Raw genomic sequence first — 22,397 nt, forward strand, 5'->3', positions numbered from 1 at the left:
AGGGGAGCGAACATGATCCGCGAGACGGTGAGCGACATCCGGGAGCGCGCGAGGGGCGCGCTGCTCGGGCTCGCGGTGGGCGACGCGCTCGGCGCGCCCGCCGAGAATCTGCGCCCCTCGGAGATCCGGCGCCGCTGGGGCCGCATCGAGGGCTTCGTGACGGACCGCCCGGCGGGCACGGACGACACCGAGTACGCCGTGTTCTCGGGGCTGCTGCTCGCCCGGCACGGCTCGGCGCTGACCACCGCCCATGTCGAACGGGCCTGGCACCGCTGGATCGCCGACCTCGACGAGGGCCCGTTCCGCGGCGCGGGCTTCTCCGAGCGCGGCACCCTGGAGAACCTGCGCCGGGGGCTGACCGCCCCCATCTCCGCCCAGCACCGGCACGCCTGGAGCGACGGCCTCGCCATGCGCGCCGCGCCCTTCGGGGTCTTCGCGGCGGGCCGCCCCGCCGAGGCGGCGCGCCTGGTCGCGGTCGACGGGAGCGTCAGCCACGAGGGTGAGGGCATCTACGGCGGCCAGGCGGTCGCGGCGGGGGTCGCGGCGGCGATGGCCGGCGCCTCGGTCACCTCGGTGATCGCGGCGGCCCTCTCGGTCGTGCCCATGGACTCCTGGACGGCCCGCTCGATGCGCCGCGCGGTGGTCGCGGCCCAGCGGGTCCAGCCCGACCCGCCGACCCGGGAGCGCACGGTCCGCTCGGCGGTCGTCATCGGCGGCTACCCCTGGACGGACCTCGCCCCCGAGGCCGTCGCCCTCGCCTTCGGCGCCTTCGCGGCGGCCCGCGGCGACTTCCGCACGGCGGTCCTCACCGCCGTCAACATGGGCCGCGACGCCGACACGACGGCCGCGGTGGCGGGCGCCCTGGCCGGCGCCTCGGGCGGCCTCGCCGGCATCCCGGAGGAGTGGGCCGGTGCCATCGGCCCGGTCACCGGAAGCTGTCTGCCGTCGATGCGCGGCTATCACATCCTGGACATCGCGGACCTGCTGACCCCGGAGGGGGAATCCTGATGAGCGCCGACACCACCCTCCCCTCCGACCCGACGGCGGCGGACGGGCGCGCCCCGGGACGGCGGGGCACGTCCCCCCTGACGGAGTCCGGGGCGGAGCCGGGCCCCCGCCCGATGACCGGCCGCGACTGGGTCCGCGCCACCACGACGGCCCACCCCCCGCACGCCCCGGCCCCGCAGCCTCCGGCCCCTCCCGCCACCGCCCCCGAGCCCCCGGCACGCCGCACCCGCCGGGCGCCCGTCCTCGGCACCCGTACGACGCCCGCCACCGGCACCGGCGAGAAGGAGCGGGCGGCGGGAAGGGCCGGGGCGGCCACCCGGGTCCGGCGGGAGCGGATCGAGGGGCTGCTCCTCGGGCTCGCCGCGGGGGACGCCGCCGGGTGGCCTGCGGCCAGGCACCGGGCCGCCCGGATGCCCGAGTGGACCCGGCGCCTCACCCGCGAGCTCGACACCTTCGCCGAGCAGAACGCGACGACCACCCTCCCCGTCCCCATCGCCCTCAACCAGCCCCCCGAGCCGCTCCGGCTCGGCCCCTCCGACGACGCCGAGTGGGCGGTGTTCACCGCCGAGGCGCTGCTGGCCTCGGCGGGCCCGCTGTTCGACACCCTGCCCGTCGAGCGCCGGCTGCGCGCCGCCGTGGACCTGGCCTGGAACTCGCTGGCCAGCCAGGTCGCCGCCGCGGCCGACCGGGCCCCCGAGGTCGAGTCCGCCGTCCTGCCGCTGCGCGCCCGGATCTCCGTACGGGCCGGGCTCGGCAATCTGGCCGCCGGGCTGCGCCCGCCCGCCACCGGGCACGACAACCCGCACTACTTCGACGACGCCGCCTGCGTCCGCGCCGCCGTCCTCGCGCTGGCGCACCCCGGCGACCCGGCCGCCGCCGCCGAACTCGCCGAGTTCGACGCCCGGTACACCCAGGACGGCGACGGCGTGCACGGCGCCCGCGCGATGGCGGCGGCCACCGCGGCGGCCCTCGGCGGGGCGGGGCCCGACGAGGCGGTGGAAGCGGCCCTGGCGCAGCTGCCGCCCGCCACCGAGATCGGCCGCAACGGGCGGTACGCGGTCGGGCTGGCCCGCTCCGCGGACTCCGCCTTCGCGCTGGTGCCGCTGCTGGAACACCGGATCGTCGACCACGTCTACAGCTACGGGATCGCCGCCGCCGAGACCGTGCCGGTCGCCCTCGCCCTGACCGCGGCGGCGCGCGGTTCGCTCGCCGCCGCGCTGCCCGCCGCCGCCTGCCTGTCCCGGGTGGCCGACTCGGCCCCGGCGCTGGCCGGGGCGCTCACCGGCGCGCTGGGCGGCGGCCGTTCGGTGCCGGAGACCTGGCGGGCGGCCTGCCGGACCCTCGCGGGCTGCGCGCTGCCCCGGCTCGCGGGCACCGACCTGGTGGAACTCGCCGGTCTCCTCGGAGCCGCGGAACCGGCCGACCCGGGTGGACAATTCCGGCATGACACCCACTCTGGATGACCGGATCACCGGCAGCCTCATCGGCGCCGCCGTCGGCGACGCCCTCGGCGGCCCCGTCGAGGGCTACACGCCCGCCCAGATCCTGGAACGCCACGGCGGCCGCGTCACCGGCATCGTCGGCCCCTGGAACGGGGACTCCTGGCGCACCGCCCGGCCCATCGCCCCGTACCACAAGGGCGACGGGCACGTCACCGACGACACCTTGATGACCCACGCCCTGATCCGGGTGTACGAGAAGGTCCGCGACCACCTCGACGCGTACGCGGTCGCCGAGCACCTGGTCCCCGAACTCATGGGCCGCCCGGTGTGGATCCCCGAACTGGAGGCGGAGGCCCTCCCCCTCCAGCGGGTGTTCCTCGCCGAGAAGTGGATCGTGACCCGGCTGCACTACGCCCACGCCGACCCGCGCGAGGCCGGCACCGGCAACATCGTCAACTGCGGCGCCGCGATGTACATGGCGCCGGTCGGCCTGGTCAACGCGGCCGACCCGGCGGGCGCCTACGCCGAGGCGCTGGACGTCGCGGGCGCCCACCAGTCCTCGTACGGCCGGGAGGCGGCGGGTGTCTTCGCGGCGGCCGTCGCCGCCGCCTGCGTCCCGGGCGCCACCCCCCGCTCCGTCGTCGACGCGGCCCTGGCCCTCGCCAAGGACGGCACCCGCGCCGCGATCCGGGCCGTCGCCGAAGTCGCCGGGGAGCACCGGGACTTCGAGACCGCGCTGGAGCCGCTGCGGCGCGCGGTCGCCCCCTACGACTCCGTCGGCCCCGACTACCGCGCCCCCTCCCTCGACGCCCGCCGCCCCTCCCGGACGCACGCCATCGAGGAGCTGCCCGTCGCCCTCGGCTTCCTCCTCGTCGGCGCGGGCGACTACCGCCGCACGGTCCTCGGCGCGGTCAACTACGGCCGCGACTGCGACTCCATCGCCACCATGGCGGGCGCGCTCGCCGGAGCCCTCGGCGGCGAGTCCGCGATCCCGGCCGAGTGGGCGAAGCGGGTCGCCGAGGCCAGCCGCCTCGACCTGCACGCCCCGGCGTCCGCCCTCGCCGCCGTCTCCCGCGAGGTCCACGCCCGCGACACCGCCCGCCGCCGCGCCCACGAGGCGGCGTACGCGGCGCTGACGGGCCCGGCCCGGTGACCCCCGGCACCGGGCTCGCGCCCCGCCCGGCCGCCGCCGCCCCGCTGCGGCTGACCTGGGTCCAGCCCGAGGACCTGGTCGGCCACGAACTGCGGCAGGCCGCGGAGGACGGCCGCGACGGCCCCGAGGCCCGCGCGCTCGGGGCCCGATGGCGGGCGGCCGGCGGCCCGCCCGCCCCCACGGCCGCCGGGGCGTCCGCCGCGCCGCGCCCGGACCTGCGCCCGCTCGCCGAGGAGATCCTGGACGCCCTCGCCGCGCTCCCCTCCCCGCTCGCCGCCCGCGAACCGACCGCGCTCGACACCATCGTGGCCGCCTGCCCCGACTGGCCACGCGAGGAGCCCCGGCCCCCGGGACCACCCCGGGAGCCCGACCCCGGCCTCCTCCCCCGCCTGCACGCCGCCTGGCTCGGCCGCGCCGCCGGCTGCCTGCTCGGCAAACCGGTCGAGAAGCTGCCGCTGCACGCCATCCGCGCCCTCGCCCGCGCCACCGGCAACTGGCCCCTCGCCGACTGGTTCACGGCCCGCGGGGTGCCCGCCGCCCTGCTCGCCGCCCACCCCTGGAACCGCCGCTCCGCCGCCACCTCGCTCGCCGAGAACATCGACGGGATGCCCGAGGACGACGACCTGAACCACCCCCTCCTCGCGCTGCTCCTCCTCGCCCGCCACGGCCGCGCCTTCAGCACCGCCGACCTCGCCCGGCTGTGGCTCGACGAACTGCCCGCCGGCCGCGCCTTCACCGCCGAGCGGATCGCCTACCGCAACCTCCTCGACGGCGTCGAACCCCCCTTCACCGCCTCCCGCCGCAACCCCTTCCGCGAGTGGATCGGCGCCCAGATCCGCGCCGACGTGCACGGCTGGACCCACCCCGGCGACCCGGCCGGCGCCGCCCGCCAGGCCCACCGCGACGCGGTGCTCAGCCACACCGGCAACGGCGTCTACGGCGCCATGTTCGTCGCCGCCGCCCTCGCCACCGCCGCCACCGGCACCGCCGACGCGCACCGGGCGCTGGCCGCCGGACTCTCCGTCGTCCCGCCGGAGTCACGGCTGGCCGAGGCGGTCCGCCACGGCATCGCCCTCGCCCGCGGCACCCCGGACTTCGACTCCGTCGTGGACCGGCTCCACACACGCTACGGCGGGTATCACTGGGTCCATGCCGTCCCCAACACAGCCGTCCTCGCCGCCGCGCTCACCCACGCCGACGGCGACTTCAGCCGCTCCGTCTGCGCGGCCGTCTCCGGCGGCTGGGACACCGACTCCAACGGCGCCACCGCCGGATCCCTCGCCGGACTGCTCGCCGGCCACCCCGACCGGCTGCCCGCCCGCTGGACCTCCCCCCTCAAGAACCGGCTCGCCAGCTCCGTACCGTCCTTCGACGGCATCGGATTCGACACCCTGGCCGCACTGACCCACACGGAGGCCGTACGCCCATGACCAGCATCGTCGTGCTCGGCAGCACGAACATGGACCTCGTGGCCTACGTGCCCAGGGCCCCCGCCCGCGGCGAGACCGTGACCGGCAGCGCCTTCCGCACCGTCCCCGGCGGCAAGGGCGCCAACCAGGCCGTCGCCGCCGCCCGCGCCGGCGCGGAGGTGTCGCTGATCGGCGCGGTCGGCAACGACGACTTCGGCGTCCGGCTGCGGTCCGCGCTCGAACACAGCGGCGTCGACACCGACCTGCTGCGCACCTCCGAGGGCCCCTCGGGCACCGCCCACATCGTCGTCGACGACGAGGGCGGCAACGCGATCGTCGTCGTCCCCGGCGCCAACGGCACCGTCACCTCCCTCACCCACGGCGACGAGGCCCTGATCGGCACCGCCGACGCCCTGCTCCTCCAGCTCGAACTCCCCCTCCCCGTCGTCGTCGAGGGCGCGCGCACCGCCCGCGGCCTCGGCGTCCGCACCGTCCTGACCCCCGCCCCGGCCCGATCCCTCCCGCCCGAACTCCTCGCCGCCACCGACCTGCTGGTGCCCAACGAACACGAGGCCGCCGCCCTCACCGGACACACCGACCCGCACGCCGCCGCCGAGGCACTGCTCCGCTTCGTCCCCGAAGTGGTGATCACCCTCGGCGCCTCCGGCAGCCTCTACGCCACCCGCGAGACGGCCCCGCTCACCGTGCCCGCGCCCCGCGTCCGGGCCGTGGACACCACCGCCGCGGGCGACACCTTCGTCGGCGCCCTCGCCGTCGCCCTCGCCGAGGGCCGTCCCGCGCCCGGGGCCCTCGCCTGGGCCTCGGCCGCCGCCGCCCTGTCGGTGCAGCGCGCGGGCGCCTCCACCTCCATGCCGTACCGCTCGGAGATCGAGGCGGCGGCCGGCACCCCGGAGGCCGATCCCGCGTGAGCACCCCGACCCCGCCCGCCACGGTCCCGCCCACCACGCCCGCCACCCCCGCCCCTCCGCTGCGCGGACTGCGCGTCCTCGACCTCGCCACCCTCTTCGCCGGCCCGCTCGCGGCGACGATGCTCGGCGACTTCGGCGCCGAGGTGATCAAGATCGAGCACCCCCGCCGCCCCGACCCCTCGCGCGGCCACGGCCCCGCGAAGGACGGCGTCGGCCTGTGGTGGAAGGTCCTCGGCCGGAACAAGCGCACGATGACCCTCGACCTCTCCACCCCCGGCGGCCGCGACACCCTGCTCCGGCTGGCCGCCGACGCCGACGTCGTCGTGGAGAACTTCCGCCCCGGCACCCTGGAACGCTGGGACCTCGGCTGGGAGGAGCTCTCCACCGTCAACCCGCGGCTGGTCCTCGCCCGGGTCACCGGCTTCGGCCAGTTCGGCCCGTACGCCCGCAGGCCCGGCTTCGGCACCCTCGCCGAGGCCATGAGCGGCTTCGCCGCCCTCACCGGCGAACCCGAGGGCCCCCCGACCCTGCCGCCCTTCGGCCTCGCCGACTCCATCGCCGCCCTCGCCACCGCGTACGCCGTGATGACGGCGCTCACCGCCAGGAACACCACCGGCCGCGGCCAGGTCGTCGACATGGCCATCATCGAACCGATGCTCTCCGTCATCGGACCCCACCCCCTCTGGTACGACCAGCTCGGCTACGTCCAGCCCCGCACCGGCAACCGCTCCCGCAACAACGCCCCGCGCAACACCTACCGGACCGCCGACGGGTCCTGGGTCGCCGTCTCCACCTCCGCCCAGTCGATCGCCGAGCGCGTGCTGCGCCTGGTCGGCCGCCCGGAGCTGATCGACGAGCCCTGGTTCGCCGACGGCACCGGCCGGGCCGCCCACGCCGACCTCCTCGACGAGGCCGTCGGCTCCTGGATCGCCCGCCACACCCGCGACGAGGCCCTGGCCGCCTTCGAGAAGGCGGAGGCCGCGATCGCCCCGGTCTACGACGTCCGCGACGTGCTCGCCGACCCGCAGTTCCAGGCGCTCGGCACCGTCACCGAGGTCCCGGACCCCGAACTCGGACCGCTCCGGATGCAGAACGTCCTCTTCCGGCTCTCCGAGACCCCCGGCGGGATCCGCTGGGCCGGCCGCCCGCACGGCGCCGACACCACCGCGCTCCTCACCGAGCTCGGCCTCAGCGGCGCCGAGATCGACGCCCTGCGCGAGGAGGGCGCCGTATGACCGGGACCGCCCCGCCCTTCACCCCCCTCACCTGGCTCTACGCGCCCGGCGACCGCCCCGCCGTGGTCCACAAGGCCCTCGCCTCCGGGGCCGACGTCGTCATCGTCGACCTGGAGGACGCGGTGGCCCCGGACCGCCGGGCCTACGCCCTCGCCGCCACCGCCGAACTGCTCGCCGAACCCCACCCCGTACCGATCCACGTCCGGATCCACTCGCCCCGTGACATCCCCGCACTCGCACCCCTCCCCGGGCTCGTCGCTCTCCGTGTTCCCAAGGTGACACACCCCACTGACATCCACCGGATCGCCGAGCTCGCCCAGGGCCTCCCGCTCTACCCGCTCCTGGAGAACGCCCTGGCCGTGGAGCACGCCTACGCCATCGCCGCCGCCCACCCCACGGTCCGCGGCATCGCCCTCGGCGAGGCGGACCTGCGCGCCGATCTGGGGCTGCGGGACGACAGCGGCCTCGACTGGCCGCGCGCCCGGATCGTCGTCGCCGCCCGCGCCGCCGCCCTCCCGCCCCCGGTCCAGTCGGTCCACCCCGACGTCCGCGACCTGGAGGCGCTCGCCGCCGGGTGCGCGCGGGGCCGGGCGCTGGGCTTCCTGGGCCGGGCCGCGATCCACCCCCGCCAGCTCCCGGTCATCACCCGCGCCTACCTCCCCACCCCCGACGAGGTCGCCGCCGCCGAGCAGGTCGTCAAGGCGGCCGAGGCCGAGGCGGGCGCGCTCGCCCTCCCCGACGGGCGCTTCGTGGACACGGCGGTGGTCGCGGGCGCCCGCCGCGTCCTGGCCCTGGCGGCCCGGGCGGCCTGAGGGCCGTGCGCGGACGACGGAGGGCCGCCGGGACCCGATGGTCCCGACGGCCCTCCGTCGTGTACGTCCTGTGTGCGGCCCGGAACGCCCGGGTCAGCGCCCTCCGGCTCCGGCCCCGTTGCCGGCACCGTCCTTGGCGGCCCCGTCGGCGGGAGCGTCACCCTCGCCGTCGGCGTCGCCGGACGCCCCGTCGGCGTCGCCGGCCTTCTCCGCCTTGTCGGCGTCCTCGGCCTTGTCGGCGCCCTCGGCCTTGTCAGCCTCGTCGGCCTTATCGCCCTTGTCGGCCTTGTCAGCCTTATCGCCCTTGTCGGCCTTCGGCTCCACGATCTCCTCGCGGCCCGGGCGGACCTTCGACGAGACGACGATGTAGACGACCGCGAGGACGAAGACGATGATCGCCGTCCACACGTTCAGCCGGAGGCCGAGGATGTGGTGCGCCTCGTCGACGCGCATGTACTCGATCCAGGCGCGGCCCGCGCAGTACGCGGCCACGTACAGCGCGAAGGCGCGGCCGTGGCCGAGCTTGAAGCGGCGGTCCGCCCAGATGACCAGGAGCGCGACGCCGATGCACCACAGCGACTCGTAGAGGAAGGTCGGGTGGTAGAGGCCCGCCTCCCGGTTGGCGCCGGCGGTGATCTTCAGGGCCCAGGGCAGGTCGGTCGGCTTGCCGTAGAGCTCCTGGTTGAACCAGTTGCCCCAGCGGCCGATGGCCTGGGCGAGGGCGATGCCGGGGGCGATGGCGTCCGCGTACGCCGGGAGCGGGATGCCGCGGCGGCGGCAGCCGATCCAGGCGCCGACGGCACCGAGCGCGATGGCGCCCCAGATGCCGAGGCCGCCCTCCCAGATCTTGAAGGCGTCGACCCAGTCCTCACCCTCGCTGAAATACAGCTGGTAGTCGGTGATGACGTGGTAGAGCCGGCCGCCGACGAGGCCGAAGGGCACCGCCCAGACGGCAATGTCGGCCACGGTGCCGGCGGTGCCGCCCCGGGCGATCCAGCGCTTGTTGCCGAGCCAGACGGCGACGAAGACACCGATGATGATGCAGAAGGCATAGCCGCGCAGCGGGATCGGTCCGAGGTGGATCACGCCGGTCGACGGGCTGGGAATGTAGGCAAGGTCCATGGCAGGTCCGACGCTACCCTGCCGGGCGGGCCGTGCGGCAGCCAGCCCGGCAACTTCTCCGTAACTACTCCGGCGGCCCCGGCCGCCACCCGCCTACTTCGGCGAGCCCGCGGCCGGGGAGGCCGTGCCCGCCTTCTTGCCCTTGTTGGCCTCGGCGACCCACTTCTTCAGGTTCTCCACGGAGATCTGCTCGTTGCCCTTCGAGGGGAAGATGGGTTCGCCGTTGAGCAGGACGGAGGGGGTGCCGGTGAATTCGCTGGCCTTGAAGGCGTCGTTCGACTTCTTCACCCAGCCGTCGTGCGTGCCGTCCTCGACGCAGCTGCGGAACGTCGGCGTGTCGAGCCCGGGGACCTTCGCCGAGAGCTCGATCAGCTTCGCGTTCTTCGCGTAGGCGTCGTCCGTCTCCTGGGGCTGGTTGGTGTAGAGGACGTCGTGGTACTGGGTGAACTTCCCGGCGTCCTGGGCGCAGGCCGCCGCGTTCGCCGCGCGCAGCGAGCCGCTGCCGCCCATGTTCCCGTCGATGAGGGTGGCGAGGTGGTACTCCGCCTTGACGGCTCCGGACGCCTCCAGCTCGTGGATGGTGTCCCGGAAGAAGTTCTCGAACTGCGCGCAGGCCGGGCAGCGGAAGTCCTCCCAGACGGCGAGGGTGGACGGGGCGTCCGGCCTGCCCTGGGGGATGGCCGGCTTGTCGCCGCCGATGGCCCCGGTGGGGGCGACGACGGGGCCCGCCTTGTCGGAGCTGTCCTTGCCGCCCGCGTTGGCGGCGATCACGCCGACGACGGCGGCGAGGCCGAGGACGCCGACGACCGCGGCCGACACGATGAGGACGCGGCGCTGCTTCTCGCGGGCCTTGTCGCGTCGGCGCTGCTGCTGGAGGCGCTCCCGCGCGCTCTGGGTACCACCACTGTTCTTCTCACTCACGCCCACAGCAACGAACCGGGGAGGCACCACCGTGCCTCCCCGGTCCGAAATCCACCCGTATGGGTTACGCGGTGCGGCGCACGCCCTCGGCGAGTTCGGCCGCCAGTTCCCTTACGGCGCCGAGCGCGGCGGCCTCGTCGCCGTCGGCGTCGAGGATCCGCTGGACGAAGGCCGAGCCGACGATGACGCCGTCCGCGAAGGCGGCGACCTCCTTGGCCTGGCGCGCGTTGGAGACGCCGAGGCCGACGCAGACCGGCAGGTCCGAGGTGGCCCGGGTGCGGCGGACCAGGTCGGACGCCTGGGCGCCGACGGACTCGCGGGTGCCGGTGACGCCCATGAGCGAGGCGGCGTAGACGAAGCCGGAGCCGGCCGCGGTGATGGTGGCGAGCCGCTCGTCCCTGCTGCTGGGGGCGACGACGAAGACGGTGGCGAGACCGTGCTTGTCGGCGTGCTCCCGCCACAGGGCGGACTCCTGGACCGGCAGGTCGGGCAGGATGCAGCCCGCGCCGCCGGCCGCGGCGAGCTCCTCGGTGAAGCGCTCGACGCCGTAGCGGTCGATGGGGTTCCAGTACGTCATGACGAGGACCGGCTTGCCGGTGGCCTCGTGGGCCTCCCGCACCGTGCGCATGACGTCGGCGATCTTGACGCCGCCGCGCAGGGCGATGTCGTCGGCGGTCTGGATGACCGGGCCGTCGAGCACCGGGTCGCTGTGCGGCAGGCCGACCTCGACGACGTCGGCGCCGCCGTCGAAGACGGCCTTGATGGCGGCGATGCCGCCGTCCACGGTCGGGAAGCCGGCCGGGAGGTAGGCGATGAGCGCGGCGCGGTCCTCCGCCCTGGCCTTGGCCAGGGTGTCGCTGAGCAGCTGGATGTTGCCGGTGCCGGTCGTCACTTGGAGCCCTCCCCGTCGTACAGGCCGAAGTAGCGGGCCGCGGTGTCCATGTCCTTGTCGCCGCGCCCGGAGAGGTTGACGAGGAGCAGGGCCTCCGGGCCGAGCTCCTTGCCGATCTCCAGGGCTCCGGCGAGGGCGTGCGCGGACTCGATGGCCGGGATGATGCCCTCGGTGCGGGAGAGCAGGCGCAGGGCCTGCATGGCCGCGTCGTCGGTGACGGCGCGGTACTCGCCGCGTCCGCTGTCCTTGAGGTAGGCGTGCTCGGGGCCGATGCCGGGGTAGTCGAGGCCGGCGGAGATCGAGTACGGCTCGGTGATCTGGCCCTCCTCGTCCTGGAGGACGTAGGAGCGGGAGCCGTGCAGGATGCCGGGCTCGCCCGCGGTCAGGGTGGCCGCGTGCTCGCCGGTCTCGACGCCGTGTCCGGCCGGCTCGCAGCCGATCAGGCGGACGGAGGCGTCCGGGACGAAGGCGTGGAAGAGGCCGATGGCGTTGGAACCGCCGCCGACGCAGGCGACGGCCGCGTCGGGGAGGCGCCCGGCGCGCTCCAGGATCTGGCGGCGGGCCTCGACGCCGATGACCCGGTGGAAGTCGCGGACCATGGCCGGGAAGGGGTGCGGGCCGGCGACGGTGCCGAAGAGGTAGTGGGTGTCGTCGACGTTGGCGACCCAGTCGCGGAACGCCTCGTTGATGGCGTCCTTGAGGGTGCGGCTGCCGGACTTCACGGCGATGACCTCGGCGCCGAGGATGCGCATCCGGGCGACGTTGAGGGCCTGCCGCTGGGTGTCGATCTCGCCCATGTAGATGGTGCAGTCGAGGCCGAAGAGGGCGCAGGCGGTGGCGGTGGCGACGCCGTGCTGGCCGGCGCCGGTCTCGGCGATGACGCGGGTCTTGCCCATGCGCTTGGTGAGCAGGGCCTGGCCGAGCACGTTGTTGATCTTGTGCGAGCCGGTGTGGTTGAGGTCCTCGCGCTTGAGGAAGACGCGGGCGCCGCCGGCGTGCTCGGCGAAGCGCGGGACCTCGGTGAGGGCGCTGGGGCGGCCGGTGTAGTCGACCATGAGGGCGTTGAGCTCGCGGGCGAACTCGGGGTCGGCCTTGGCCTTGTCGTACTCGACCGCGACCTCGTCGACGGCGGCGACGAGGGCCTCGGGGATGAACTTGCCGCCGTAGGCGCCGAAGTAGCCCTCGGGCGACGGGACCTGACCCTCCGGGTCCGGGATGAAGAACTCGCTGGACATGCGGTTGCTCCTGGTGCGCGTGCTGACGAATGGTCACCGTATGCGCGCGGGCACGGCCGGGTACGCCGCCCGACGGGTGTCAGGCGGTCGTGGTGTCCGTGCGGGTGCGCGCGACGCGCGGGCGCCATCGCATCCCGTTGACCTGGCCCGGCTCGTCGCCGATCACGTACCGCACCCGGCGGCCGTGGACCCGGCGGGCGGGCGCGCGGCAGCCGCGCGGCCGGCAGCCCCGGGCCAGCGGGGCGTGGGCCGGGGCGGCGGCGGTGCGGAGCCGCGTACGGCGCGCCGACGGGACCTCGGGCGAGGTCGGCGACGCGACGCGGCGGGCGGTCATGTCAGGTCAGCTCCGGCCGTGCCGCAGCGCCGGGTGGGCGCCTGCGGCGACCAGGTCGGCGACGGCGGCCTTGGGGTCGCGGCCGGTGACCAGGGACTCGCCGACCAGGACCGCGTCGGCGCCGGCGTTGGCGTACGCGATGAGGTCGTGCGGCCCGCGGACGCCGGACTCGGCGACCTTGACGATGCCGGCCGGGATCTCGGGGCCGACGCGCTCGAAGGTGCCGCGGTCGACCTTGAGGGTCTTGAGGTTGCGCGCGTTGACGCCGATGATCCGGGCGCCGGCGTCGACGGCCCGCTCGACCTCGTCCTCGTCGTGGACCTCGACCAGCGGGGTCAGGCCGATGGACTCGGCGCGCTCGATGAGGGAGACCAGGGCCTCCTGCTCAAGGGCGGCGACGATGAGGAGCGCCAGGTCGGCACCGTACGCGCGGGCCTCCCACAGCTGGTACGCGGTGACGATGAAGTCCTTGCGCAGCACCGGGATGTCGACCCGGGCGCGGACGGCCTCCAGGTCGGCGAGCGAGCCGCCGAAGCGGCGCTGCTCGGTGAGCACGGAGATGACGGCGGCGCCGCCCGCCTCGTAGTCCGCGGCGAGCGCGGCCGGGTCGGCGATGGCGGCGAGGGCGCCCTTGGACGGGCTGGAGCGCTTGACCTCGCAGATCACCTTGACACTGTCGCCGCGCAGCGCGGCGACCCCGTCCTTGGCCTGCGGGGCCTTGGCGGCGCGCTCCTTGAGCTCGTCGAGGGAGACCCGCGCCTGCCGCTCTGCGAGGTCGGCGCGCACGCCTTCGATGATCTCGTCGAGCACACTCACGCGAGAGGCCCCCTTCCGGGACGGTGACGGTGTTGATGAACGCCGAGGAACAGTGTTCAGCCAAGTCGATGGTATCCGCAGGTGGGCCCCGGACCCGCATCGGTCGCGGACGCGTCCCACCTGCTGGGACTTCAGGGGGCCAGCGCTGAGCCGAACGGGAGGTTCCGCACGACGGTGAAAACGGCCAGAACGGCCCCGATACCCCACCACAGCACCGGGGAGACCGAGAGGCGCATGGGGACGCCCCTGACGGCGCGAATCAGCCATACGGCCATGACGACGGCGAAGACGCCGTAGCCGATGACGGCCAGGGCGTTCGCGCCGAGGGCGGTGCCGAGCTCGCCGTGGACGACGGCGTGGGCGCTGCGCAGCCCGCCGCAGCCGGGGCAGTAGAGGCCGGTGAAGCGGAGCATCGGGCAGACCGGGTAGTGACCGGGTTCGTTGGGGTCGACCGTGCCGACGTACGCGAAGGCCGCCGCGACGGCGCCGAGCGTGCCGAGCGGTACGAGCAGCCGCCGGGCGAGCGGCCGGGGTGGCGGCGGGGCGTAGGGACCGTACGGGCCCGGGGCGCCGGGCGGGGCCCACGGGCCGGGCTGCGGTTCGGTGGCGGCTCCCGCCGCCGGCTTCACGTCCACCCGGTGATTCTCGCCCCTGACGCGCGAAGGCGCAGCCCCGTGTCGCGGGGCTGCGCCTTCGGAGTGAGCCGGGAGCGTCAGGCGCGGGCCTTGATGCTCGCGGTGGCGGCCTCACGGGCGGCCACGACGGCGGCCGACTGCTTCGGCATGCCGAGGCCCGCGATCTTCATGACGCCGCCGACGACACCGCCGAGGACGATGACGCCGACGCCGCCCCAGAAAGCGGGCACGTTGGCGGCCACCATGAAGACGCCGGCGATGCAGAAGCCGATGAAGGAGATGATGACACCGGTCCAGGCGGCCGGGGTGTGTCCGTGGGCGCTGCCCGCCATGAGTTGCTCCTCGTTGGTGTTGCTCGGTGGTGACGCCTCATTCTTCCGCACATGGGGGCGCGGAGATGAATCGGGGTGCCCGAACGATCACGCGTCGCGTCGCGGGCGCGCCGGTCAGTCGCTCCTGGTGGGGTCCTCGCCGCGGTCCAGCGCCTTCCACAGCTCCTCGGGCCGGTCCGGATCGGCGGCGGCGCCGCGGCGCGCCGCGCGCGGGGCGCCACCCCGCTCGTACCGGCCGCCCATCGCGGGCCACGCCTTGCCGTAGCGGAGGGCGAAGAGCCCGGCGGCCAGGATGAGGACGGCGCCCGCGGCGGTGACGTACGGCCAGACGGTGTGGCTGAGGCCCTGGACGGCGGCGGCGGTGTTGCCGCTGACGCGGGCCGCCTCGGCGTTCAGGGCGGCGCTGTCGGAGGCGCCGAGGAACGCGGCGAGGGCCGCTCCCGCGCCGCTGAGCGCGAGCAGGGCGGCGACCAGGGTGCGGCCGGTGCGGCGGACGGCGAAGACGGCGACGAGCGCGGCGAGGCCGACGATCGCGAGGGCGGTGGGGACGCCGGTGACGGTGCCGCCGTTGGCGTGCACCGGGACGGCGCCGCCGCCGACCGCCGCGGTGCCCTCGGCCCAGATCTGGCCCGTGGAGAGCAGCACGACGGTGGCTCCGAGGGCGCCGAGCAGGAGGGCCGCGGCGAGGCTGCGGCGGGCGCCCGAAGGGGAGGCGGCGCCGCCCGCGCGGGCGGCTCGGGGCTGGGGTACGGGTACGGCACTCACGTACCCCACTATCCCCTACCGGCCCGGCGCGCGTTCATCCGGTCGTGGTCATCCGGTTGGCCGTGTGGACGGCGCGGAGCACCGCGGCGGCCTTGTTGCGGCACTCGTTGTCCTCGGCGACCGGGTCGGAGTCGGCCACCACACCCGCTCCGGCCTGCACATACGCGGTGCCGTCGCGCAGCAGGGCGGTGCGGATGGCGATGGCGGTGTCGGAGTCCCCGGCGAAGTCGAGATACCCGACACATCCGCCGTAGAGGCCGCGCCGGGTCGGTTCGAGCTCCTCGATGATCTGCATCGCGCGGGGCTTGGGCGCGCCGGACAGCGTGCCGGCCGGGAAGCAGGCGGTGAGCACGTCGAAGGCGGTCCGGCCTTCGGCGACCCGGCCGGTCACGGTGGAGACGATGTGCATGACGTGCGAGTACCGCTCGATCGACATGAAGTCGACGACCTCGACGGAGCCCGGCTCGCAGACCCGGCCCAGGTCGTTGCGGCCGAGGTCGACGAGCATCAGGTGCTCGGCGCGCTCCTTGGGGTCGGCGAGCAGCTCCTCGGCGAGGTCGTGGTCCTCCTGCGGGGTGGCGCCGCGGTGCCGGGTGCCGGCGATCGGGTGGAGCATCGCGTGCCCGTCCTCGACCTTGACCAGCGCCTCGGGCGAGGAGCCGACGACGTCGAAGCCGTTCTCGAAGCGGAAGAGGTACATGTACGGGGACGGGTTGGTGGCCCGCAGCACCCGGTAGACGTCCAGGGCGCTCGCGGCGCACGGGGTCTCGAAGCGCTGCGAGGGCACCACCTGGAACGCCTCGCCCGCCCGGATGCGCTCCTTGATGTCCTCGACGGCGTCCTGGTAGGCCGGGCCGCCCCAGAGGGCCGAGAACTCCGGCAGCGCGGAGTCGGGCAGGGCGGCGGGGACGGTGGCGACGGGGCGGGCCAGGTCGGCCTCCATCGCGTCGAGGCGGGCGACGGCGCCCGCGTACGCCTCGTCGACGCCGGTCTCCAGGTCGTTGTGGTTGATCGCGTTGGCGATCAGCAGGACCGTGCCGTCCCAGTGGTCGAGGACGGCGAGGTCGCTGGTGAGCAGCATGGTGAGCTCGGGCAGCTTCAGGTCGTCGCCGCCGTGCTCGCCGATGCGCTCCAGGCGGCGGACGATGTCGTAGCCCAGGTAGCCGACCATGCCGCCGGTGAACGGGGGCATCCCGCCCGCGAGGTCGCGTGGCGTGTGCAGGGTCTCGACGGTGGCCTTGAGGGCGGCCAGCGGGTCGCCGTCGACGGGGACGCCGACCGGCGGGGTGCCGAGCCAGTGGGCCTCGCCGTCGCGGACGGTCAGGGTGGCGTCGCTGCGGACCCCGATGAAGGAGTAGCGGGACCAGCTGCGCCCGTTCTCCGCGGATTCGAGGAGGAAGGTGCCGGGGCGTTCGGCGGCGAGCTTGCGGTAGAGCCCGACCGGGGTGTCGCCGTCGGCGAGGAGCCTGCGGCTGACGGGGATGACGCGGCGGTCGGCCGCCAGCTTGCGGAAGTGCTCGAGATCCATGGCGCCAGACCCTACTCGGCCGCGAGGAGGACGTCGGCGTCGAAGCAGGTCCGGGCGCCGGTGTGGCAGGCGGCGCCGACCTGGTCGACCTTAACCAGCAGGGTGTCGGCGTCGCAGTCGAGCGCGACGGACTTGACGTGCTGGACGTGGCCGGAGGTGTCGCCCTTGACCCAGTACTCGCGGCGGCTGCGGGACCAGTAGGTGCAGCGGCCGGTGGTGAGGGTGCGGTGCAGGGCCTCGTCGTCCATCCAGCCGAGCATGAGCACCTCGCCGGTGTCGTACTGCTGGGCGATGGCGGGGACCAGGCCGTCCTCGCCGCGCTTGAGGCGGGCGGCGATGGCCGGGTCGAGGTCGCTGGGGGTGCGGGGCGTGCTGCTCATGCCGCCATTCTGCCGCGCGCGGCGGGCGGGCCCGGCGGTGCGTCCACTGGGCGGACGGGCGGGGGCCGCCGTACCCTGGCGAGCATGTCGACCCATGCCAAGCGTGAACGCCTTCTGCTCGCGGACCTGTTGGAGGCGGCCGGTCCGGACGCGCCGACGCTCTGCGAGGGCTGGCGGACCCGGGACCTGGCCGCCCATGTGGTGGTGCGCGAGCGCCGCCCGGACGCGGCGGCCGGTTCGCTGGTCCCGGCGCTGAAGTCCCGGCTGGAGCGGGTGCAGGCGGAGTTCGCCGAGAAGCCGTACGAGGAGCTGATCCAGCTCATCCGGACGGGTCCGCCGAAGCTCTCCCCGTTCACGATCAAGCAGGTGGACGAGGGCGCGAACGTGGTGGAGTTCTACGTCCACGCGGAGGACGTGCGCCGGGCGCAGCCGGACTGGTCGGCGCGCGAGCTCGACCCGGTGTTCTCGGACGCGCTCTGGTCGCGCCTGGAGAAGTCGGCCCGGCTGCTGGGCCGCAAGGCCCCGGTGGGCCTGGTGCTGCGGCGCCCGAACGGCCAGACGACGGTGGCGCACAAGGGCACCCCGGTGGTGACGGTCTCGGGCGAGCCGGGCGAGCTGACGATGTTCCTCTTCGGGCGGCAGGACGCGGCGAAGGTGGCGCTGGACGGCGAGCCGGAGGCCGTGGAGCGGCTGCACGACACGAAGCAGCTGGGGATCTGAGAAGCGGCACTTCCTGTACGGACCCGGCGCGGTCCCCGTAATGGGAAGTGCCCCTCTCTATCGCTGTCCCTATCCCTATCCCTGTCGCGTCAGCTCGGCCCGGCGGACCGCCGGGACGAGGAGCCCGTACGCCCCTGACAGGGCGCAGACGGACGCGCTCACGACGTACACGGGCCCGATGCCCCACAGGCCGATCGCCGCGCCCGTGAGCGGGAAGCTGAGCGGGGCGAGGCCGAGGGAGCACAGGCCGGCCACGGCGGTGACGCGGCCGAGGTAGGCGGGCTCGCAGTGGGTCTGGATGAGGGCGTTGCACAGCGCCCCGGAGAGCCCGGCGAAGAGGCCGATGGCGAGGCCGACGGCGACGGCGGCGGGCAGGGACGCCGTGAAGGCGAGGGCGCCGATGGCGACGGCCCCCAGGGTCATGGTCCAGCCGCTGACGGCCCCCGCGCGGGGCACGTGGCCCCGCACGGCGAGGAGCAGGGAGGCGGCGCCCGCGCCGGTGCCGAAGCCGGCGAGGATCCAGCCGATGCCGGCGGCGCCCCAGCCGCGCTGCTCCGCCAGGAGCGCGAGGCCGACGTTGAGGGGCCCGGCGAAGCCGAGGTCGCTGAGCAGCACGATGACGATCAGCGGGCCGAGGACGCGGTGGCGGCGCAGGTGGCGCAGCCCGTCGGCGAGGTCGCCGAGGGCGGTGCCCGCGCGGGCACCCTCGTCGGCGGGCAGGGCCCGCAGCCGCAGGGTGCACAGCAGCGGGACGGACAGGGCGAAGAGCACCCCGGCGGCGCCGAAGGCGGTGGCGGGGCCGCCGAGGGCGACGGCGAGGCCGCCGAGCGGGCCGCCGAGGACGGCGCCACAGCGGTACGCGAGGCCGCGCAGCCCCTGGAGCCGGGCGAGCTGGTCCGGGGCGGCGATGCGGGGCGGCAGGGCGCCGACGGCGGGCAGGAACAGGGCGTCGACGACGCCGAAGACGAGGGCGGCGGCGGCGAGCGCCCAGAGGCCGGGCGCGGCGACGAGGAGCGCGGCGGCGAGGCCGAGGACGAGGAGGGAGCGGGCCGTGTCGGAGCCGATGACGACGCGGCGGGGGCCGAGGCGGTCGGCGATCACTCCCCCGCCGAGCATGAGCAGCGCGCGGGGCACGGCGCTGACGGCCATGACGAGTCCGGCCTGGGCGGGGGTGCCGGTGCTGACGGCGGTCCAGGACAGGGCGAGGTAGAAGACGCTGTCGCCGAGGGTGGAGGCGGTGTAGGCGCCGACCCAGCGCAGCACGTTGGGGTCGCGGTGGGCGGGCCGGACGGGGGCCGGGGCGGTCGTCGTGGCGGTCACCGGGTCAGCCTCTGTAGGGGAAGCCGAAGAGGTGGACGGCGACGTTCTCGCGCCCTTCGGTCTCGCCCGCGGCCTCGGCGGCGCGGGACGCCTCGTCGTACTTCCGCACGACGGCGTCGAGCTCGGCGCCGAGGGCGGCCAGTTCGGCGGCGGTCAGCCGGGGCAGCCACTCGGAGCTCACCGAGGCGGCCCGCCACTCCTCGGACCAGGTGTGCCGCTCGTCGAGGAAGCGGCCGAGCATCTCGCTCCGCTGGGCGTTGACGGCGCGGCCGAACGCGGCGGTCGCGGCGACGAGTTCGGGCGCGTCCCGGACGTCCTCCTCGTGGATGCTGAAGCCGTAGGAGCTGGGCCGCCACCACCGCTCGCGGCCGTCGGCGGACTGCGCCTCGGCCTCCTCGATGAGGCCGTGCTCGGCCAGTTTGCGCAGGTGGTAGCTGACCAGCGAGACGGCCTCGTCGACCTGGTCGGCGAGCTGCGAGGCGGTGGCGGTGCGGGCGACGAAGAGGGCGCGGTAGAGGCGCATCCGCAGCGGGTGGGAGATGGCTTTGAGGGTGCCGAGATCGGTGATCCGGCGGTTCTCCGACGAGGTCATGCCGGAACCCTAGATAGGAAGGAAAACTTGCGCAATGAAAATTGCACAACTAATCCTTCGTATCGAAGGAAAGAGAAGGGCCCCCGGGATCCCCGGGGGCCCTCCAAAGCATCCCGCCTAACGGACCTGCCGGCCCGCCTCCCTCAGCGCCTGCTTGACCTCGCCGATCCGCAGGTCGCCGAAGTGGAAGACCGAGGCCGCGAGCACCGCGTCCGCGCCCGCGTCGACGGCCGGCGCGAAGTCGGCCAGCTTGCCGGCGCCGCCGGAGGCGATCACCGGCACGGTCACGTGCCTGCGTACCGCCTCGATCATCTCCGTGTCGTAGCCGTCCTTGGTGCCGTCCGCGTCCATCGAGTTGAGCAGGATCTCCCCCGCGCCCAGCTCGGCGGCCCGGTGCGCCCACTCGACGGCGTCCATGCCGGTGCCCCGGCGCCCGCCGTGCGTGGTGACCTCGAAGGAGCCGGACTCGGTGCGCCGCGCGTCGACCGACAGGACGAGCACCTGCCGCCCGAAGCGCTCGGCGATCTCGCGGATCAGCTCGGGGCGGGCGATGGCGGCCGTGTTCACGCCCACCTTGTCCGCGCCGGCCCGCAGCAGCTTGTCGACATCCTCGGCGGAGCGCACCCCGCCGCCGACGGTCAGCGGGATGAAGACCTGCTCGGCGGTGCGGCGCACCACGTCGTAGGTGGTCTCCCGGTCGCCGGAGGAGGCGGTGATGTCGAGGAAGGTCAGCTCGTCGGCGCCCTCGGCGTCGTACAGCTTGGCCATCTCGACGGGGTCGCCCGCGTCCCGCAGGTTCTGGAAGTTGACGCCCTTGACGACCCGGCCGTTGTCCACGTCCAGGCAGGGGATCACGCGTACGGCGAGACTCACGCGGTCCCTCCCTCGGTGCCGGCCGGGCGGTACGCCTCGACCTCGACCTCGACGACCAGGCGGGGGTCGACGAAACCGGAGACGATGATCATGGAGGCGGCGGGGCGGACCGTGTCGAAGAGCTCCTTGTGGGCCCGGCCGACCTCGTCCACGTCCCGCGCGTGGGTGATGTACATGCGGGTGCGGACGACGTGCTCGGCGCCCAGACCCAGCTGCTTCAGGGCGTCGAAGGCGACGTTGAAGGAGTTGACGGTCTGCTCGTACGGACCGCCGTCGGCGATCGCGCCGCCGACCACGGAGGTGCAGCCGGCGACCAGGACGGTCCCGTTCGGCAGCTCCACCGCGCGGGAGTAGCCGAACTGCTCCTCCCAGGGGGCGCCGGTCACGACCTTGCGCACGGAGTCGCTCATGCGGTCGCCACCGCCTTGAGGGCCTCCTCCAGGGTGAACGCCTTCGCGTACAGCGCCTTGCCGACGATCGCGCCCTCGACACCCAGCGGGACCAGGCCCGACAGGGCGCGCAGGTCGTCCAGCGAGGAGACGCCGCCCGAGGCGACGACCGGCTTGTCGGTGGCCGCGCAGACGTTCTTCAGGAGCTCCAGGTTGGGGCCCGCCAGCGTGCCGTCCTTGGCGATGTCGGTGACCACGTACCGGGCGCAGCCCTCCGCGTCGAGCCGGGCCAGCGTCTCGTACAGGTCGCCGCCGTCGCGGGTCCAGCCCCGGCCGCGCAGGGTGGTGCCGCGCACGTCCAGGCCGACCGCGATCTTGTCGCCGTGCTCGGCGATGACCTTGGCGACCCACTCGGGGGTCTCCAGGGCGGCCGTACCCAGGTTGACGCGGGTGCAGCCGGTGGCGAGCGCGGCGGCCAGCGTGGCGTCGTCGCGGATGCCGCCGGAGAGCTCGACCTTGATGTCCATGGCCTCGGTGACCTCGCGGACCAGCTGCCGGTTGTCGCCGGTGCCGAAGGCGGCGTCCAGGTCGACCAGGTGCAGCCACTCGGCGCCGGAGCGCTGCCAGGCGAGGGCGGCCTCCAGGGGCGAGCCGTAGGAGGTCTCCGTGCCGGACTCGCCGTGCACCAGCCGGACGGCCTGGCCGTCGCGGACGTCGACGGCGGGAAGGAGTTCGAGCGCGCTGGTCACAGGGTTCCGATCCAGTTGGTGAGGAGCTGGGCGCCGGCGTCGCCGGACTTCTCGGGGTGGAACTGGGTGGCCCACAGGGCACCGTTCTCCACCGCGGCGACGAACGGCTCGCCGTGGGTGGTCCAGCTCACCTTGGGGGCGCGGATGTGCGGGTTGCCGATCTCCAGCTCCCACTCGCGCACCCCGTAGGAGTGCACGAAGTAGTAGCGGGTGTCCGCGTCGAGCCCGGCGAAGAGCTCGCTGCCCTCGGGCGCGTCGACCGTGTTCCAGCCCATGTGGGGCACGACGGGCGCCTTCAGCGGCTCGACCGAGCCGGGCCACTCGTCGAGCCCCTCGGTCTCCACGCCGTGCTCGATGCCGCGGGCGAAGAGGATCTGCATCCCGACGCAGATGCCCATGACCGGACGCCCGCCGGAGAGCCGGCGCCCGATGATCCAGTCGCCGCGGGCCGCCTTCAGGCCCTCCATGCAGGCGGAGAAGGCGCCGACGCCGGGGACCAGCAGCCCGTCGGCGTTCATGGCGCGCTCGTAGTCGCGGGTGATCTCGACGTCGGCGCCGACCCGGGCCAGGGCCCGCTCGGCGGAGCGCACGTTGCCGAAGCCGTAGTCGAAGACGACGACCTTCTTGGAGCCGGTCACGCTCATGACCACACGTCCAGCCGCAGCAGACCGGCCGTCAGGCACATGACCGCGCCGAAGGACAGCAGCACGATGAGGCCCTTGGGCATCTTCTGCTTGACGAAGGAGTAGATGCCGCCGAGCAGGAACAGCCCGACGACGATCAGGATGGTGGAGAGGCTGTTCACG

At 74.8% G+C, this 22,397-nt stretch carries 26 protein-coding genes; 8 read left to right on the forward strand and 18 right to left on the reverse strand.

Annotated elements, in window-relative coordinates; all coding sequences use genetic code 11:
• Positions 1-12 precede the first annotated feature (12 nt).
• Genes AB0C99_RS08115 through AB0C99_RS08145 form a run of 7 tightly spaced genes read left to right on the forward strand, consistent with a single transcriptional unit; the run spans position 13 to position 7,988 of the window.
• Positions 13-1,008, forward strand: coding sequence for an ADP-ribosylglycohydrolase family protein (locus AB0C99_RS08115; protein WP_362471061.1), 996 nt, complete (start codon positions 13-15; stop codon positions 1,006-1,008).
• Positions 1,008-2,471 (forward strand): ADP-ribosylglycohydrolase family protein, encoded by a 1,464-nt coding sequence (locus AB0C99_RS08120; protein ID WP_362471064.1) that lies wholly within the window; start codon positions 1,008-1,010, stop codon positions 2,469-2,471. The genes AB0C99_RS08115 and AB0C99_RS08120 overlap by 1 nt, the downstream gene beginning before the upstream one ends.
• The gene (locus tag AB0C99_RS08125) at positions 2,452-3,603 is read left to right on the forward strand and encodes an ADP-ribosylglycohydrolase family protein (RefSeq protein WP_362471067.1); all 1,152 of its coding nucleotides are present in this window, start codon (positions 2,452-2,454) and stop codon (positions 3,601-3,603) included. Before AB0C99_RS08120 ends, AB0C99_RS08125 begins: the two co-directional genes overlap by 20 nt.
• Positions 3,600-5,033: an ADP-ribosylglycohydrolase family protein gene (locus AB0C99_RS08130; protein WP_362471070.1), complete on the forward strand. Its 1,434-nt coding sequence runs from the start codon at positions 3,600-3,602 to the stop codon at positions 5,031-5,033. Before AB0C99_RS08125 ends, AB0C99_RS08130 begins: the two co-directional genes overlap by 4 nt.
• The gene (gene rbsK / locus AB0C99_RS08135) at positions 5,030-5,941 is read left to right on the forward strand and encodes a ribokinase (protein ID WP_362471072.1); all 912 of its coding nucleotides are present in this window, start codon (positions 5,030-5,032) and stop codon (positions 5,939-5,941) included. The genes AB0C99_RS08130 and rbsK overlap by 4 nt, the downstream gene beginning before the upstream one ends.
• Positions 5,938-7,176, forward strand: a complete 1,239-nt coding sequence (locus AB0C99_RS08140; RefSeq protein ID WP_362471075.1) for a CoA transferase — start codon at positions 5,938-5,940, stop codon at positions 7,174-7,176. Before rbsK ends, AB0C99_RS08140 begins: the two co-directional genes overlap by 4 nt.
• Complete coding sequence (locus AB0C99_RS08145) at positions 7,173-7,988, forward strand: aldolase/citrate lyase family protein (protein ID WP_362471077.1); 816 nt, start codon at positions 7,173-7,175, stop codon at positions 7,986-7,988. The genes AB0C99_RS08140 and AB0C99_RS08145 overlap by 4 nt, the downstream gene beginning before the upstream one ends.
• 93 nt (positions 7,989-8,081) lie before the next feature.
• On the opposite strand, the gene lgt is transcribed toward AB0C99_RS08145, so the two are convergent.
• From lgt to hisI, 11 genes are all read right to left on the reverse strand, one after another.
• Positions 8,082-9,110, reverse strand: coding sequence for a prolipoprotein diacylglyceryl transferase (gene lgt, locus AB0C99_RS08150; protein ID WP_362471079.1), 1,029 nt, complete (start codon positions 9,108-9,110; stop codon positions 8,082-8,084).
• A gap of 93 nt (positions 9,111-9,203) precedes the next feature.
• Positions 9,204-10,031, reverse strand: coding sequence for a thioredoxin domain-containing protein (locus AB0C99_RS08155; protein WP_362471082.1), 828 nt, complete (start codon positions 10,029-10,031; stop codon positions 9,204-9,206).
• Between the two features lie 64 nt (positions 10,032-10,095).
• Positions 10,096-10,923: a tryptophan synthase subunit alpha gene (gene trpA / locus AB0C99_RS08160; protein WP_362471084.1), complete on the reverse strand. Its 828-nt coding sequence runs from the start codon at positions 10,921-10,923 to the stop codon at positions 10,096-10,098.
• Complete coding sequence (trpB, locus tag AB0C99_RS08165; protein WP_362471087.1) at positions 10,920-12,158, reverse strand: tryptophan synthase subunit beta; 1,239 nt, start codon at positions 12,156-12,158, stop codon at positions 10,920-10,922. Before trpB ends, trpA begins: the two co-directional genes overlap by 4 nt.
• Positions 12,159-12,237: 79 nt before the next feature.
• The gene (locus AB0C99_RS08170; protein ID WP_362471090.1) at positions 12,238-12,492 is read right to left on the reverse strand and encodes a tryptophan synthase subunit(beta); all 255 of its coding nucleotides are present in this window, start codon (positions 12,490-12,492) and stop codon (positions 12,238-12,240) included.
• 6 nt (positions 12,493-12,498) lie between these two features.
• Positions 12,499-13,308 carry an indole-3-glycerol phosphate synthase TrpC gene (gene trpC, locus AB0C99_RS08175; protein ID WP_362471093.1) on the reverse strand — a complete coding sequence of 270 codons (810 nt, stop codon included), beginning with the start codon at positions 13,306-13,308 and terminating at the stop codon, positions 12,499-12,501.
• Positions 13,309-13,439: 131 nt separating this feature from the next.
• Positions 13,440-13,943: a DUF2752 domain-containing protein gene (locus AB0C99_RS08180; RefSeq protein ID WP_362471095.1), complete on the reverse strand. Its 504-nt coding sequence runs from the start codon at positions 13,941-13,943 to the stop codon at positions 13,440-13,442.
• 77 nt (positions 13,944-14,020) lie between these two features.
• Positions 14,021-14,275, reverse strand: coding sequence for an HGxxPAAW family protein (locus AB0C99_RS08185; RefSeq protein WP_362471098.1), 255 nt, complete (start codon positions 14,273-14,275; stop codon positions 14,021-14,023).
• Positions 14,276-14,389: 114 nt separating this feature from the next.
• Positions 14,390-15,049 (reverse strand): TIGR02234 family membrane protein, encoded by a 660-nt coding sequence (locus tag AB0C99_RS08190; protein ID WP_362471101.1) that lies wholly within the window; start codon positions 15,047-15,049, stop codon positions 14,390-14,392.
• A 25-nt stretch (positions 15,050-15,074) separates the two neighbouring features.
• Positions 15,075-16,568, reverse strand: a complete 1,494-nt coding sequence (locus tag AB0C99_RS08195; RefSeq protein ID WP_362471103.1) for an anthranilate synthase component I — start codon at positions 16,566-16,568, stop codon at positions 15,075-15,077.
• A gap of 11 nt (positions 16,569-16,579) precedes the next feature.
• A complete protein-coding gene (gene hisI, locus AB0C99_RS08200; protein ID WP_362471105.1) occupies positions 16,580-16,948 on the reverse strand; it encodes a phosphoribosyl-AMP cyclohydrolase in 369 nt (122 codons plus the stop codon).
• An 84-nt stretch (positions 16,949-17,032) separates the two neighbouring features.
• Between hisI and AB0C99_RS08205 the strand changes: the two genes are divergently transcribed.
• Positions 17,033-17,668 carry a TIGR03085 family metal-binding protein gene (locus tag AB0C99_RS08205; RefSeq protein ID WP_362471108.1) on the forward strand — a complete coding sequence of 212 codons (636 nt, stop codon included), beginning with the start codon at positions 17,033-17,035 and terminating at the stop codon, positions 17,666-17,668.
• A gap of 75 nt (positions 17,669-17,743) precedes the next feature.
• Here AB0C99_RS08205 and AB0C99_RS08210 read toward each other — a convergent pair whose 3' ends face one another.
• From AB0C99_RS08210 to AB0C99_RS08240, 7 genes are all read right to left on the reverse strand, one after another.
• Complete coding sequence (locus AB0C99_RS08210; protein WP_362471111.1) at positions 17,744-18,988, reverse strand: MFS transporter; 1,245 nt, start codon at positions 18,986-18,988, stop codon at positions 17,744-17,746.
• Positions 18,989-18,992: 4 nt separating this feature from the next.
• Positions 18,993-19,580: a helix-turn-helix domain-containing protein gene (locus AB0C99_RS08215; protein WP_362471114.1), complete on the reverse strand. Its 588-nt coding sequence runs from the start codon at positions 19,578-19,580 to the stop codon at positions 18,993-18,995.
• Between the two features lie 117 nt (positions 19,581-19,697).
• Positions 19,698-20,453, reverse strand: a complete 756-nt coding sequence (gene hisF / locus AB0C99_RS08220; protein WP_362471117.1) for an imidazole glycerol phosphate synthase subunit HisF — start codon at positions 20,451-20,453, stop codon at positions 19,698-19,700.
• Positions 20,450-20,863: a RidA family protein gene (locus AB0C99_RS08225; protein WP_362471120.1), complete on the reverse strand. Its 414-nt coding sequence runs from the start codon at positions 20,861-20,863 to the stop codon at positions 20,450-20,452. Before AB0C99_RS08225 ends, hisF begins: the two co-directional genes overlap by 4 nt.
• The gene (gene priA / locus AB0C99_RS08230) at positions 20,860-21,591 is read right to left on the reverse strand and encodes a bifunctional 1-(5-phosphoribosyl)-5-((5-phosphoribosylamino)methylideneamino)imidazole-4-carboxamide isomerase/phosphoribosylanthranilate isomerase PriA (protein ID WP_362471123.1); all 732 of its coding nucleotides are present in this window, start codon (positions 21,589-21,591) and stop codon (positions 20,860-20,862) included. Before priA ends, AB0C99_RS08225 begins: the two co-directional genes overlap by 4 nt.
• Positions 21,588-22,235: an imidazole glycerol phosphate synthase subunit HisH gene (gene hisH / locus AB0C99_RS08235; RefSeq protein ID WP_362471126.1), complete on the reverse strand. Its 648-nt coding sequence runs from the start codon at positions 22,233-22,235 to the stop codon at positions 21,588-21,590. Before hisH ends, priA begins: the two co-directional genes overlap by 4 nt.
• A complete protein-coding gene (locus AB0C99_RS08240; RefSeq protein ID WP_362471129.1) occupies positions 22,232-22,396 on the reverse strand; it encodes a hypothetical protein in 165 nt (54 codons plus the stop codon). The genes hisH and AB0C99_RS08240 overlap by 4 nt, the downstream gene beginning before the upstream one ends.
• Between the last annotated feature and the right edge of the window lies 1 nt (position 22,397).

Source organism: Streptomyces sp. NPDC048659, assembly GCF_040650575.1.
GTDB lineage: Bacteria > Actinomycetota > Actinomycetes > Streptomycetales > Streptomycetaceae > Streptomyces.

What these genes read in the sequence shown, in the direction of transcription:
- hisH (WP_362471126.1), bottom strand. Translation starts at nt 22,235, where the DNA reads ATGAGCGTGACCGGCTCCAAGAAGGTCGTCGTCTTCGACTACGGCTTC.
- AB0C99_RS08185 (WP_362471098.1), bottom strand. Translation starts at nt 14,275, where the DNA reads ATGGCGGGCAGCGCCCACGGACACACCCCGGCCGCCTGGACCGGTGTC.
- AB0C99_RS08170 (WP_362471090.1), bottom strand. Translation starts at nt 12,492, where the DNA reads ATGACCGCCCGCCGCGTCGCGTCGCCGACCTCGCCCGAGGTCCCGTCG.
- hisI (WP_362471105.1), bottom strand. Translation starts at nt 16,948, where the DNA reads ATGAGCAGCACGCCCCGCACCCCCAGCGACCTCGACCCGGCCATCGCC.
- AB0C99_RS08195 (WP_362471103.1), bottom strand. Translation starts at nt 16,568, where the DNA reads ATGGATCTCGAGCACTTCCGCAAGCTGGCGGCCGACCGCCGCGTCATC.
- lgt (WP_362471079.1), bottom strand. Translation starts at nt 9,110, where the DNA reads ATGGACCTTGCCTACATTCCCAGCCCGTCGACCGGCGTGATCCACCTC.
- AB0C99_RS08145 (WP_362471077.1), top strand. Translation starts at nt 7,173, where the DNA reads ATGACCGGGACCGCCCCGCCCTTCACCCCCCTCACCTGGCTCTACGCG.
- AB0C99_RS08125 (WP_362471067.1), top strand. Translation starts at nt 2,452, where the DNA reads ATGACACCCACTCTGGATGACCGGATCACCGGCAGCCTCATCGGCGCC.
- rbsK (WP_362471072.1), top strand. Translation starts at nt 5,030, where the DNA reads ATGACCAGCATCGTCGTGCTCGGCAGCACGAACATGGACCTCGTGGCC.
- AB0C99_RS08225 (WP_362471120.1), bottom strand. Translation starts at nt 20,863, where the DNA reads ATGAGCGACTCCGTGCGCAAGGTCGTGACCGGCGCCCCCTGGGAGGAG.
- trpB (WP_362471087.1), bottom strand. Translation starts at nt 12,158, where the DNA reads ATGTCCAGCGAGTTCTTCATCCCGGACCCGGAGGGTCAGGTCCCGTCG.
- AB0C99_RS08115 (WP_362471061.1), top strand. Translation starts at nt 13, where the DNA reads ATGATCCGCGAGACGGTGAGCGACATCCGGGAGCGCGCGAGGGGCGCG.
- AB0C99_RS08205 (WP_362471108.1), top strand. Translation starts at nt 17,033, where the DNA reads ATGTCGACCCATGCCAAGCGTGAACGCCTTCTGCTCGCGGACCTGTTG.
- AB0C99_RS08215 (WP_362471114.1), bottom strand. Translation starts at nt 19,580, where the DNA reads ATGACCTCGTCGGAGAACCGCCGGATCACCGATCTCGGCACCCTCAAA.
- AB0C99_RS08120 (WP_362471064.1), top strand. Translation starts at nt 1,008, where the DNA reads ATGAGCGCCGACACCACCCTCCCCTCCGACCCGACGGCGGCGGACGGG.